The sequence below is a fragment of the Kitasatospora sp. NPDC051853 genome, assembly GCF_044452665.1.
In the GTDB taxonomy this organism is placed as follows: domain Bacteria; phylum Actinomycetota; class Actinomycetes; order Streptomycetales; family Streptomycetaceae; genus Kitasatospora.
Genome location: NZ_JBITBY010000008.1, coordinates 185,499 through 198,374, shown reverse-complemented (window position 1 = coordinate 198,374; position 12,876 = coordinate 185,499). Strand labels below are relative to the sequence as shown.

Here is a 12,876-nt window from a genome sequence, read left to right as displayed (position 1 = left end):
GATCCCCGAGCCTAGTCGGCGGTGACGGCCGCCCTCGGGGTGGCCTCGTGGTGCGCGTCGGCCGGGGTGGGGGGCGGGGTGGGGCGGGAGATGCCCGGGCCGAGGGCCAGGCAGAGCACCACGGCCACCGCACAGAGCCCGCCCGCGGCGTACCAGGTCAGGTCGTAGTCACCGAAGCTGTCGCGGGCCAGACCGGCGAGCCCGGCGACCACCGCCGCGCCGATCTGGTGACAGGCCAGCACCCAGCCGAACACCACCGGGGCGTCCGCGCCGAACTCGCGGCGGCAGAGCGCGATGGTCGGCGGCACGGTGGCCACCCAGTCCAGGCCGTAGAAGATGATGAAGGCCAGGATCGGCGGCTGCAGCGAGCCGGCGAACAGCTGCGGCAGCAGGAACAGCGAGACCCCGCGCAGACCGTAGTAACTGACCAGCAGCACCCGGGAGTCGAAGCGGTCCGTGAACCAGCCGCTGGCCACCGTCCCGACCACGTCGAAGACGCCGACCAGGGCGAGCAGGCTCGCCGCGGTGGTGACCGGCATGCCGTGGTCGTGTGCGGCCGGGATGAAGTGGGTGCCGACCAGCCCGGCGGTGGTCGCCCCGCAGATCGCGAACGAGCTCCCCAGCAGCCAGAACGCCCGGTCGGTGAGGGAGCGCCGCAGCACCCGCAGACTGCGCAGGATCGCGCTACCCTCCACCTTCGGCACCTCGGGCGCCTCGGTCGCGCCGTACGGCAGCAGACCGAGGTCGGACGGGCGCTCACGCATCAACAGCAGCACCGGGACGGCCACCACGGTCGCGCTGATCGAGACCACCACGACGGCGGTGCGCCAGCCCTGGGTCTGCACCATCCAGGCGAGCAGCGGCATGAAGACCAGGTTGCCCGCCGCCCCGGCGGCCGTCAGCACGCCGGTGACCAGGCCCTGGCGGGCGGCGAACCAGCGACCGGTGACGGTGGTGGCGAAGGCCCCCGCCATCGAACCGGATCCGAGGCCGACCATCACGCCCCAACAGAGGATCAGCTGCCAGCTCTCGGTCATCATCACGGTGAGGCCGGCCCCGACCGAGATCGTCAGCAGGGCGCAGACCACCACCAGGCGGACGCCGAAGCGGTCCATCAGGGCGGCGGCGAACGGGGCCGTCAGGCCGAACAGGGTGAGGTTCACCGAGACCGCGCCGGCCACGGTGGCGTGGGACCAGCCGAACTCCACGTGCAGCGCGTCCATCATCAGCCCCGGCGTGGACCGGAACCCGGCCGAGCCGACCAGCACCAGGAGGGCGACCGCCGCCACCACCCAGGCGTAGTGGAGACGTGGGGCGCGGGTGCGTTCACTGGGTCTGGTCACGGCCGACAGCGTAGGGAGCGGCGTCTGCGACGTACACGGGATATCCGTTCAACGTGCAGTTCGCACAGGTGAAAGCGGAACTGGCCACGCCTCGGGGGCGCGGGGAACTGCGCGGGTCGGAAGGCGGCCCACCTGCAGCTGAGGGCACGTCAGCCGGTTGCACGTGCTGCCGTTCCCCTGCACGCAGTTCCTCGCTCCCCTAGGCCACTCTCCGCAGTTTCCGTACCGGCCGTGCCAGCAGGAGCGCCGCAACGGTCAGCAGGGCGACCAGGATGCCGAGTTCGAGGGTGCGGGTGGTGCCGAAGGCGGTGGTGGCGGGGCCGGCGAGGGCGCTGCCGACGGGGAACATGCAGACGGAGCCGGCCACCTCGTAGGCGTGGATGCGGTTGAGGACCTCGCCCGGGACCTGGGTCTGGACGCTGGTGGCCCACATGACGCTCCAGAAGGTGAGGCCGATGCCGACCACGAACTGGGCGACCCCGAGCAGCCAGACCGGCCAGCCGGCCACCAGGCCGACGGGGTAGAGCGGGAAGACGGCCATGGCCACCGCCCCTGCGGCGAGCGGCCGTTCGGGCTTGTAGCGGATGGCGAGCAGCCCCCCGGCCACGGTGCCCGCGCCGAGGGCGCAGTTGAGCACGCCGAACACGGTGGAGCCGTGCTCGGGCACCACCAGCCCGGCCGAGATCGGCTGCAGCGGTCCCCAGGAGAAGACGGTGAACGCCATCCAGATCAGGATCACGCCCCAGAGCCAGCTGCGGGAGCGGAACTCGTGCCAGCCGACCACCAGGTTGCGCCAGAGGCTGTCCCCCGGCGGCGGGGCGGGGACGGGGCCGAGCCGGAGCAGGAAGAGGCAGATCGCGCTGATGCCGAAGGTGACGGCGGCGATGACCATCACCCAGCCGGTGGCGGCGGCGCCGACCAGGACGCCGGCCAGGGCCGGGCCGATCAGGGTGGTGAGGGCCTCGGAGGTGCGGAGCACGCCGTTGGCGCCCTGGACGTCGCGGGCGACCAGGGGGACGGTGGAGGCGGCGCCGGGCTGGAACATCGCGGCGGCGGTGCCGGCCATCGCGAGCAGCACGTAGAGGTGCCAGAGCTGGTCGATGCCGCGGAAGAAAAGGACGGCGAGCAGGGCCCGGGTGGTGAGGTTGGTGAGGTCGGCGGCGATCATCATCCGCCGGGCGGTGAAGCGGTCGGCCAGCACGCCGCCGAAGAGCACGAAGCCGGCGAACGGGGCGAACAGGAAGGCCAGGGCGAAGCCGACGGTGCCGAGGCCGTGGCCGGCGCCGATCAGTCCGGCGGAGACCGCGACGGGGAGCATCGCGTCACCGAGCAGGCCGGAGCTGCGGGCGGTGAAGTAGTAGCGGAAGTTCCGGGACCAGATGGCGGGTTGGTCATCGGCCGGGGCGGCGACGGTGGGGACCTGTGTTTCGGGGAGCGTCACCCCAGCAGTTTTGGTCCAGACCACTTGGACACGCCAGCGATTTAGGGTCACGATCCCGCAGCTTCGGCGGCCGGGCGGCGGTCGGACGGCGGCCGCTGTTCCGCCGCCGCCCGACCGTGGGCGCGGGCCCTGAATCCCGCACTCCGAGTGCTCCGTGCTCGCCGAGGAAGGGCCGGCCGGGCGCTCGGCAGCTGCTGATCCCCCATGCTGACCGCACCCGGTGCTCCCTCGGCGTCCCCTCACGACGGAGAACTGCACCCAAGAGTGATCAGTCGGATACGTCACGTCAATGGGTTGTCGGAAATTCGGAATGGTTGCGGCGCATTTACCGGGCGCAGGGGGGCGCACGCCCGATGGCTAGGCGATCAGTGCGCCCCCGGAGCCGCCCGCCCCCTCCAGCGCCGGGAGGTCCGCCGAGCAGCCCGCGATCTCGCACCAGACCCGCTTGCCGGAGCCGTCCGGGAACCAGCCCCAGCTCTCGCAGAGCAGCTCGACCAGCTCCAGGCCGCGCCCGTTGGTGGCGTCCCCGGAGGCGTGCCGCGGCACCGGCGCACTGGTGCTGCCGTCGGCCACCTCGACCCGGACCCGGGTCGGCGCCGACGCGCCGTCACCTCCGGCCAGCGGCAGGGAGAGCCGGAGCACCGCCGGGGAGCCGGTGTGCACCACCGCGTTGGTGACCAGTTCGGAGACCACCAGGACCAGCGTCTCGGCCAGCGGGGCGTCCGGATCGAGCCCGTGGCCCTGGAACCGTGACCGCACCCATCGCCGGGCCCTCCCGACCTCCGCCGGGTCGGGCCGCACCGCCAGCTGGACCTGAAGTACCTGCACCGCTCACCACCCGCACTCGCAGTTCGAGGCCCGGTCGGACCGGCCTCGGCCCCGTCACGAATACGCCTCAGAATGGTCCGGCCGGACATTCGCAGCAAGCGCTTCGGGCATATTCCAGCGTCAGAAGGACAGTGCAGTGCATACTGTCCCGCTCACCCTGGCGACCGTCGAACCGACGGGCGTCCGGCCACCCGTGCCCACCTGCTCGTCGAGGGTGCTCCGGGCATGACGAAAGGTACCGCGCGGCGGCTCGGATCTGACGACCGCCACGAGCGAACCACCCTTCCTACATGTGTCCACCACCACTCGAACATCGAATGGCGGTACCACCTCCACCAACTGACGAATCGAAACTTCTTCGTACGATTCCCCCCACCCGTCCACCCCTGCGGGCTACCGTGGTCCGGTGGAGAGCGCCGCACCGCCGCCGAGCTGGGACGAACGGATCCACCGGCGGCTGGCCCGGGGCGAGGAGACCGCCCTGGCCGAGCTCTACGACCGGACCGCCCCGCTGGTGCACGGCCTGGCCGGCCGCATCCTCGCCGACCAGGACGCCGCCGAGCAGCTCACCCGCGAGGTCTTCGCCCAACTCTGGGAGCACCCCGAGTCCTTCGACCCGCGCCGCGGTTCGCTGCGGGCCTGGCTGGGGGCGCTCACCCGGCGGCGGGCCCTGGACCGGCTGCGGCTGGAGCACGGACCCGAGGGGCCGCCGTCCCGCGGACGGGCCTCCGAGGTCGTCGACGCACTGCCCGGCCACCTGCGCGAGACCGTCGCCCTGGCCTGGCTGGACGGCCACGACTACCGCGAGACGGCCCGCCGCCTGGGCACCGACGAACGGACCGTCAAGGAACGGCTCCGCCGCGCCCTTCAGCTCGTGAGTGGTCGTGCCTGCGGGGGCGCGGGGAACTGCGCGCAGGGGAACGGCAGCACCTGCAACCGGCTGACGTGCCCTCAGGTGCAGGCGAGCCGCCTTCCGACCCGCGCAGTTCCCCGCGCCCCCGAAGGCGTAACCGATTCCCCCGAGGCACCGCAATGACCCACGAGGAGTACCGGTCCCTGCTCGGGGCGTGGGCCCTGGACGCCTGCCCCCGGCGGGAGGCGGCGGAGGTGGGCCGTCACCTGGACGGGTGTCCGGAGTGCGCGGAGGAGGCGGTGCGGCTGCGGGAAGCCGCCGGGCGGCTCGCGGCCGAGGACCCGCTGGAGCCGTCCGAGACGCTCCGTCAGCAGGTGCTGGACTGGTGCCTGGCCCGCCGCGCGCCCGAACTCCCGGTCCCGGCCTGGGCGGCGCCCTACGCGGCGGAGACCGCCAAGCTGGACGCCCTGCTGCGCGACCTCGGCCCGCAGGAGTGGCAGGAGGTGGCCGAACTCCCGTGGCACGGCGGGGTGGAGCGCTGGCGCCCGGCCGAGGTGCTGGCCCACCTGACGGCGGTGGACGGGTACCTGGCCCCGGCGCTCGGCCTGCCCGACCCCGTGCCGGACGCCGTCCCCGGGGCGGCGCTGCCGTGGATCCCCGAGCAGCGCTCCCCCGCCGCGGCCGTGCTGGAACGGACCGGGCGGCTGCTGGCCGCCCAGCGCGTGCAGGAGGCGGCGGCCGTCCGGGACCGCTGGCGGGAGCAGGGGCACGCGCTGGTGCGCGGCGCCGCACTGCGGCCGCGGGGTGCGGCGGCGGTGGACTACGGCTTCGCCCGGCTGCCGCTGCGGGACGCCTTCGTGGACCGGGCCTTCGAGACCTGGGTGCACGGCGAGGACATCGCCCGCGCGGTGGACTACCCGTACCCGCCGCCGCTGGCCCGGCACCTGCGGCTGATGGTGGACCTGGCGGCCCGGATGCTGCCGCTGGCCCTGGCCGCCGCGGGTACCCCCGGTGCCGGGCGCCCCGGGCGGGTGGTCCGGCTGGTGATCGACGGGCCGGCCGCCGGGGAGTGGCTGGCACCGCTGGACGGGACGGCGGCCGAGGGGCCGCCGGTGGCCGAACTGGTGCTGGACGGACTGGAGTTCTGCTCGCTGGCGGCCGCTCACCGGAGTCCGGAGCGGATCCCGGCCGGGCAGCACGGGGACCGCGGCGCGATCGCCGAACTGCTCAGGGCCGCCCCGCTGCTCTCCCGTCCGTGAGGCCGGCGGCCCCGGGCCGGTCAGGCCGTCAGGCCGTCAGGCCGTCAGGCCGTCAGGCCGTCAGACCGTCAGGCCGTCAGGCCGTCAGGCGAAGACCACCGTGCGGCTGCCGTTCAGCAGCACCCGGCGCTCGCTGTGCCACTTGACCGCCCGGGCCAGCGCCTGGCACTCCACGTCCCGGCCGAGCGCGACCAGCTGGTCCGGCGTCACGTCGTGGGTGACCCGGGCCACCTCCTGCTCGATGATCGGGCCCTCGTCCAGGTCGGCGGTCACGTAGTGGGCGGTGGCGCCGATCAGCTTCACGCCCCGGGTGTGCGCCTGGTGGTAGGGCTTGGCGCCCTTGAAGCTCGGCAGGAAGGAGTGGTGGATGTTGATGACCCGTCCGGCCAGCGCCTTGCACAGGTCGTCCGAGAGGACCTGCATGTAGCGGGCCAGCACCACCAGGTCGACCTGCTCGGCGGCGACCAGATCGAGCAGCTGCTGCTCGGCCTCGGCCTTGTTCTCCCGGTTCACCGGCAGGTGGTGGAAGGGGATGCCGTAGGACTCGGTCAGCTCGCGGAAGTCGGTGTGGTTGGAGACCACCGCGGCGATCTCCACCGGCAGCGCGCCGATCCGGGTGCGGAACAGCAGGTCGTTCAGGCAGTGGCCGAACTTGGAGACCATCAGCACCACCCGCATCCGCTCGCTGCTCGGGGTGATCTGCCAGTCCATCCGGAAGGAGGCCCCGATCGCGGCGAAACTGGCCCGCAGCTTCTCGGTGCTGACGGGGTGTTCGGCGGCGAAGTGCACCCGCATGAAGAACAGCCCGCTGTCGGCGTCGCCGAACTGCTGGCTGTCGATGATGTTGCACCCCGTCATGAACAGGTAGCTGGAGACCGCGTGCACGATCCCCTGCTTGTCCGGGCAGGACAGCGTGAGGACGTACTGGGCGCTGGCGGTCTGCTGGTCCACGGGGCGTTCCGTTCCTGGGTCGCGGGGCGGGTCGTCCAGGGTTTCACATTCCGGACGCGCTCCGCCCCGCTGACCGCACTGCGGGACAGCGGCCCGCGGACCGGGCTCAGCCGACCCGGGTGAGGATCCGCAGCACCTCCAGCGAGCGCGGCGGCTCGGCCGGGTCCTCGCCGTCCGCCAACGTCAGCCGAACGTGTGCCTCGCGCGAGGCCGCCACCGCGGCGGGCCAGCCGGGGTGCCCGAGGTAGGCGGAGGCCGGGGCGTCCGCGCCGACCTCGTGCAGCACCCGGAGCACCGCCAGCACGGCGGCGTCCACCAGGGCGGCCTCCTCCGCGTCGCGCAGCATGGCACCCACGTACTTCTCGGCCGGCCAGCGGTCCAGCCAGCTGTCCTCGACCAGGCGGTAGACGGCGTCGGTCACGTCGCCGTAGCCCTCCTGGCCGGCCAGCCAGGTGCGCTGCTGGAAGTCGGGATCGGCGAGCATGTGCAGGGCCGAGCGGATCCGGGCGCGCCAGCGCCACCACGGCAGGTCGTTGATCGGCATGCCGCCCATCGTGCTGGAGCCGTGCCCGGTCCGAGAAGAGGTTCGGGCCGAACGATGCGAAGAACTTGTACTCGCGGACATGGGCATCGATGCTACGTGCCCGGACATTGCACGTTCTACCCGCGTCGCGCAACGCGAGCACTCGGAGTTCCGTCCTCGTTTGCCGGTCGTTCGCTTTTCATCCCCTCCTGCGCACCCTGACCGGTCGAACCTGAACCCGGGGCCGACCAGGCCTGCACGTCCGAGGAGGGGCAGAGCATCATGAGGCGCAGCGGATCGCCCGACCACACGCCGTCGACCGACACCGCAGGTCCGGGTGGCCGACGCCGCCGCACCGCCGCCGCGGTCACCGCCGCCCTGCTGCTGCCCGCACTCCTCTCCGCCTGCGGCGGCCCCGCCGACGCGGCCGGGGCCGAGGAGCTGACGGTGATGACCTGGGCCCCCTCCGGCACCGGCGCCACCGACCGCCCCGGCATGACCGCGCTGGCCGAGGCGATCGGCCGCGAGCTGAACTCCACCGGCGGCCTGTTCGGCCGCAAGGTCAAGGTGCTCACCTGCAACGAGCAGAACTCCCCCGACGGCGCGGCCGCCTGCGCCGAGCAGGCGGTGGCCGAGCGCGCGCTGGCCGTGGTCGGCTCGTACAGCCAGTACGGCGACAGCTACATCCCGGTCCTGGAGAAGGCCGGCATCCCGTACATCGGCGGCTACGGGCTCTCCACCCCGGAGTTCAGCAGCCCGCTCTCCTACCCCGTCTCCGGCGGCACCCCCGCGCTGATCGCGGGCAGCGGACGGCAGCTCACCGAGGCCGGCTGCCGGACCGTCGCGCTGATCCGCCCCGACACCCGGGCCGGCGACACCCTGCTCGGCTACCTCGGCGGGGCGCTCAAGGGCTCCGGCATCAAGATCAACGACATCAAGGCGCCGGAGCGGTCGAACGACTACACCTCCATCGCCAAGAAGGCCATCGGCGACGACAAGGCCGGCAACTGCGCGGTCGCCGCGCTCGGCGCCGAACCGACCGCCAACCTGCTCGACCCGTTCCGCCGCCTGGAGCCCAAGCGCACCCAGCTGGCCTCGGTGATCGGCAGCTTCCAGCAGTCCGTGGTCGACTCCACCGGCGGCGACAACGGCCCGCTCGGCGGCGCCTACGCGACCGGCTGGTACCCGCCGGAGTCCTCGCACGTCTGGAACGTGCTGCGGAGCACCGTGCGGCAGCGGGCCGAGGGGGCCGTGATCGACGTCTCCGACCCCGGCGTGCAGACCACCTGGGTCGCGTACGAGGTCCTGCGGACGGCGGTCGAGCGGGCCGGGAACGAGAAGCAGCTGACGTCGAAGGCGCTGCGCAGCGTGCTGGACAGCGGCGAGCCGATCGAGACCGGCGGCGCCACCCCGGCCCTCAGCTGGGGCATGACCAACATGCTCCCCAGCGCCGACTCCCCCCGCCTGGTCAACACCTCCGTCACCTTCCAGCGCGTCCAGGGCGGCCGCCTCACCCTCCAGCGCGAGGGCTTCGTCGACGTCCGCACCACCCTCGCCGGCTGACACCCACCCCCTCCGGGGTCCGGGGAACGTACGTGGTCACCCGGGAGGCGCCAGGGACGTACGTGGTTACCCCGGGGGCGCGGGGAACTGCGCGCAGGGGAACGGCAGCACCTGCAACCGGCTGACGGTGCTTCAGTTGCAGGTGGGCCGCCTCCCGAAGCGCGCAGTTCCTCGCGCCCCCGGCATGACCACCTACGTCCCTCGCGCCCCGTCAGAGCTCGATGGCGGTCTTGGCCGGGAGCCCGGTCTGGGCGGCGATCGCGTTCCAGAGGGTGCTGGCCTGGTTCTTGGCGGTGGTGGCGGTGCCGCTCGCCGCGTCGCCGTTCTTGAGGTGCTGGTTGTCCTTCTTGGCCGGGTCGCAGGCCACGATCGAGTCCGCCGCCCACAGGGCGTACTCGCGGTCGGCGTTGGCCGAGGCCTCCCAGGCCTTCTTGAGCTGCTCGGCCAGGGCGGCTCCGCTCGGCAGCTGGTCGACCTTGAGCGCGGCCAGCCCGCTGACCAGCTTGTCGCGCTGCTGCGCCGCCTGGTCCAGCGCCGCCTGCGACTCCGGGAGCTTCTCGCACTTGCGCACCGACCCGACGGCGTTGACCACCGCCGTGCGGCTGGCGTTGGCGTCGCCGAGCAGGGCGGAGAGCGCCTCGGCCTGGGCCTTCACCTCGGGGCTGACGGCCGCGCCGGAGCCGGCCGAGGCCCCGGAGCTGGGCTTGGCGGAGGAGGAGGCGGTGGTCGCCTTCTTGTCGGTGCCCTCGCCCTCGCCGCCACCGCCGGACAGGGCGATCACGATGCCCACGACGGCCAGGGCGGCCACCACGCCGCCGCCGATGACCACCCGCTTGTCGACCCCGCGGCGCCCGCTCTCGGGCGCCTGGGCCCCGTAGGAGGGCGGGGCCGGGTACTGCTGGGTCGCCGCGGCGGCCGGGAAGCCCTGCTGCCCGCCGAAGGTCTGCCCGCCGTAGGACTGCTGCGGCTCGCCGTACTGCTGCTGCGGATGCTGCGACGGCTCACCGAACTGCTGCGGCGCGCCGAACCCCTGCCCGCCGTACGTCTGCTGACCCGGCATCGGCTGCCCGCCCACCGGCTGGCCGGTCGGGTACGGCGGCAGGTACTGGGTGGCCTGCGAGGCGTCTGCCGGGGCGGCCGGGGCCGCCGCCTGCGGAGGGACCCCGTGCGCCGGCGGGGCGTACTCCGGGCCGCCCTGGAACTGCCCCGTCGGGAAGCCCTGCTGGACCGGCGGCGCGGACTGCTGAGCCGCCTGCTGGGCGGCGTCGGGCTCCGGACGGAACAGATCGTCCAGGTTGAAGTCGCCGGAGTTGTTGTACGAGCGGCGCTGGCTCAACGGGATTCCTCACCTGTGCACGGCCTGCGTCCGCACCGCGGGCCTCTCTCGGTCTACCGCGCGCTCGCTGTGCCCCTGACCGCGCCGGAACGCCGACTATCGGCCCCCAACCTACCCCGTACCCCTCAGCCGTGACTACGCGCCCCGGCACCTCTCACGCTGCCTCCACCTCGATCCTGGCCTGGAACTCCCGCACCGCGCGGTGGCTGCGGTACGGCTCCAGGCGGCGGCGGAACTCGTCCAGGTACTCCACGCCCCGGTTGGAGCGCAGCCCGCTGAGCAGCCGGACGGCCTGGGTGCCGGTCTCGCAGGCCCGCTCGACGTCCCGCTGCTGGAGCTGGGCGGTGGCCAGCAGGACCAGGTCGACCGCGCGGCGCCGGACCCGGGTGGGCGGGTGCAGCTCCAGGGCGGTGCGGGCGTACTTCTCGGCCTGCACGGCCTGCTCCAGGTCCCGGTGGCAGTGCGCCAACTCGTCGGCCAGGTAGGCCTCGTCGAAGTGCACGATCCAGTCCGGGTCGTCCTCGGGGTTGCGCTGCTCCATGGCGGCCAGTGCCTTGGCGGCCACCGCCTCGCAGGAGCGGACGTCGCCGAGCAGGGCGTGGCCGCGGGCCTCGGCGGCGTAGAACATCGCCATCGCGGTGGGGGTGGCCACCGAGCGGGCGCCCTCCTGGGCGGCGCGGGCGAGCTGGGCGATCTCGCGGGGGTTGCCGAGGGCTGCGGCCAGGTGGCTCATCGAGGCGGCGAGCACGTAGCCGCCGTAGCCGCGATCGTCGGCGGCCTGGGCCAGCCGCAGGGCCTGGATGTAGTAGCGCTGGGCCAGCCCGGGCTGGCCGGTGTCCACCGCCATGTAGCCCGCCAGCTCCGTCAACCGTGCGACGGCGGCGAAGAGTTGACGCCCGGTCTGCTCGCGGTAGGCGCCGCCGAGCAGGCCGGAGACCACGCTGTTGAGGTAGTGCACGACCACGGGGCGGACGTGGCCGCTGCCGAAGCGGTGGTCGAGGTCGACCAGCATCTGGGTGGTGGCCCGGATCGCCGCGACGTCCGCCGGGCCGACCCGGGGGCCGCCGGCCCGGGCCACCGAGGGGTCGGGCGGGGTGATCAGCCAGTCCCGGCTGGGCTCGACCAGCGCGGAGGCCGCGACCGTGGCGCCGGAGAGGAACTCCCGGCGGCCGACGTCGCTGCGCCAGAGCTCGCAGACCTGGTCCAGTGCTCCGCTGAGGGTGGCGGCGAACTGCAGCCCGATGCCCGAGCTGAGGTTCTTGCCGTCGGCCATCCCGATCTCCTCGACCGTGACGCTGCGGCCGAGCTTGCGGCCGAGCGCCTCGGCGATGACCGCCGGGGCCTGGCCGCGCGGCTGCTGGCCGCGTAGCCAGCGGGCGACCGAGGTCTTGTCGTAGCGCAGGTCGAGGCCGTGCTCGGCGCCACAGAGGTTCACCCGGCGGGCGAGGCCCGCGTTCGAGCAGCTCGCTTCCTGGATCAGCTGCTGCAGACGCTCGTTGGGCTGCCGTGCGACGAGTGCTCTTGCGGCCATGGGCTTCGCCTCCCCACGCCCCCGGCCCTGACCGGCGGGCGACGATTATGCTGCTCGGTTGCCGACGTGCCGACCGGTTAAGGCTTCTGAGTGCAGGTTAGCGATCAGCAACGCCAGCGGGATACCCACGGTGACTGGCCCGACCCCCACGCGCCCTGCCAAATGCCCCCGTGCGCCCCCTGTTGCGCCGTCAGGAGCCTGTTCCACCTCTACCCCGCCCCGAACACCCGGAACCCAAGCGGCAGTTGCGTTCCGGCTCCGCCGGAGCCCGGTCCGGGCGCCGCCGTGTCACCGGTTGGGGTGACATCGGGGCCCGCGCACAACCGGGCCCGGCACAGCCCGTAACCCCACTCACGGACGGTAGTTGAGCAGCACGTGGAAGAGACCCCCCAAACGCCCAGGTCGGGCCTGCCCCCGCTGCTCATCGAGGCCGTCAGCTACGTCGAGGACCGGCACTGGGAGGTGGCGCAGGGCTGCTGGCTGATCGAGGGCGACGGCCCGGCGCGCTGCTCCTGCGGTGACCCGCGCTGCGAACTGCCCGGCGCCCACCCGACCGGCCCGGAGTGGCGGCGCAAGGCCAGCGCGGGCCCGGGGATCGTCCGCAAGTGGTGGACGGAGAACCCGGAGGGCTCGATCCTGCTGCCCACCGGCCGGTTCTTCGACGTGCTGGACGTGCCGGAGATGGCCGGTTGCCTGGCGCTGGCCCGGATGGAGCGGCTCAGCCTCCAGCTCGGCCCGGTGGTCTCCACCCCCGCCACCACCGGCACCACGGGGCGGCGGCTGCTCTTCCTGGTGCTGCCCGGCGTGGTCGCCAAGCTGCCCGAGATGCTCCGCCGGCTCGGCTGGGCCCCGGGGCGGCTCGACATGGTGGCGCGCGGCGAGGGCGACTGGATCGTCGGCCCGTCCTCCCGGGTCGGCCTGTTCAGCTCGGCCCGCTGGGCCCGGCCGCCGTCCGAGATGAACCGCTGGCTGCCGGACGCCCAGGACCTGATCAGTCCGCTGGCGTACGCCTGCGGACGGGAGGCCGCGCCCCTGCGTCCGCAGGGCGCTCCGGCCACGGCGGGCCGCTGACCGGGCGGCCCGTCGGCGCCCGCCGCGGATTGACGGAGCGTCAACCCGGACGGCCCTCGAACTGCCGCTCTACGCCTATCGGGTGAGGGCGCGCACCGCGCGGGATCACCGCGCACCGCGGACGGGCCCCGTCCCCCACCGGGGGCGGGGCCCGTCACGCGTGGAGGCGGATAAGAG

At 73.6% G+C, this 12,876-nt stretch carries 11 protein-coding genes; 4 read left to right on the top strand and 7 right to left on the bottom strand.

Annotated elements, in window-relative coordinates:
• Positions 1-11 precede the first annotated feature (11 nt).
• From ACIA8O_RS23585 to ACIA8O_RS23575, 3 genes are all read right to left on the bottom strand, one after another.
• The gene (locus ACIA8O_RS23585; protein WP_396296141.1) at positions 12-1,352 is read right to left on the bottom strand and encodes an MFS transporter; all 1,341 of its coding nucleotides are present in this window, start codon (positions 1,350-1,352) and stop codon (positions 12-14) included.
• Between the two features lie 190 nt (positions 1,353-1,542).
• Positions 1,543-2,784 carry an MFS transporter gene (locus tag ACIA8O_RS23580; RefSeq protein WP_396295916.1) on the bottom strand — a complete coding sequence of 414 codons (1,242 nt, stop codon included), beginning with the start codon at positions 2,782-2,784 and terminating at the stop codon, positions 1,543-1,545.
• A 357-nt stretch (positions 2,785-3,141) separates the two neighbouring features.
• A complete protein-coding gene (locus ACIA8O_RS23575) occupies positions 3,142-3,612 on the bottom strand; it encodes an ATP-binding protein (RefSeq protein ID WP_396295915.1) in 471 nt (156 codons plus the stop codon).
• Positions 3,613-4,018: 406 nt separating this feature from the next.
• On the opposite strand from ACIA8O_RS23575, the gene ACIA8O_RS23570 reads away from it, so the two are divergent.
• On the top strand, positions 4,019-4,648 hold the full coding sequence (locus tag ACIA8O_RS23570) for an RNA polymerase sigma factor (protein WP_396295914.1): 630 nt from the start codon (positions 4,019-4,021) through the stop codon (positions 4,646-4,648).
• Positions 4,645-5,724 (top strand): zf-HC2 domain-containing protein, encoded by a 1,080-nt coding sequence (locus ACIA8O_RS23565; protein ID WP_396295913.1) that lies wholly within the window; start codon positions 4,645-4,647, stop codon positions 5,722-5,724. Before ACIA8O_RS23570 ends, ACIA8O_RS23565 begins: the two co-directional genes overlap by 4 nt.
• Before the next feature lie 84 nt (positions 5,725-5,808).
• On the opposite strand, the gene purU is transcribed toward ACIA8O_RS23565, so the two are convergent.
• Together purU and ACIA8O_RS23555 are read right to left on the bottom strand one after the other, a co-directional pair.
• Positions 5,809-6,675 (bottom strand): formyltetrahydrofolate deformylase, encoded by an 867-nt coding sequence (purU, locus tag ACIA8O_RS23560; protein ID WP_345283861.1) that lies wholly within the window; start codon positions 6,673-6,675, stop codon positions 5,809-5,811.
• Between the two features lie 106 nt (positions 6,676-6,781).
• Positions 6,782-7,219, bottom strand: coding sequence for a hypothetical protein (locus tag ACIA8O_RS23555; protein ID WP_396295912.1), 438 nt, complete (start codon positions 7,217-7,219; stop codon positions 6,782-6,784).
• A 261-nt stretch (positions 7,220-7,480) separates the two neighbouring features.
• On the opposite strand from ACIA8O_RS23555, the gene ACIA8O_RS23550 reads away from it, so the two are divergent.
• Positions 7,481-8,761: an ABC transporter substrate-binding protein gene (locus ACIA8O_RS23550; protein WP_396295911.1), complete on the top strand. Its 1,281-nt coding sequence runs from the start codon at positions 7,481-7,483 to the stop codon at positions 8,759-8,761.
• 211 nt (positions 8,762-8,972) lie between these two features.
• Here the strand turns inward: ACIA8O_RS23550 and ACIA8O_RS23545 are convergent, their stop codons facing one another.
• Both ACIA8O_RS23545 and ACIA8O_RS23540 read right to left on the bottom strand, forming a co-directional pair.
• Entirely contained in the window at positions 8,973-10,097 is a 1,125-nt protein-coding gene (locus ACIA8O_RS23545) for a hypothetical protein (RefSeq protein WP_396295910.1), read from the bottom strand.
• 154 nt (positions 10,098-10,251) lie between these two features.
• Positions 10,252-11,628, bottom strand: coding sequence for a transcriptional regulator (locus tag ACIA8O_RS23540; protein WP_345283854.1), 1,377 nt, complete (start codon positions 11,626-11,628; stop codon positions 10,252-10,254).
• A gap of 375 nt (positions 11,629-12,003) precedes the next feature.
• Here ACIA8O_RS23540 and ACIA8O_RS23535 point away from each other — a divergent pair, with 375 nt between their 5' ends.
• Positions 12,004-12,699: a bifunctional DNA primase/polymerase gene (locus ACIA8O_RS23535; protein ID WP_396295909.1), complete on the top strand. Its 696-nt coding sequence runs from the start codon at positions 12,004-12,006 to the stop codon at positions 12,697-12,699.
• The last annotated feature ends 177 nt before the right edge of the window (positions 12,700-12,876 follow it).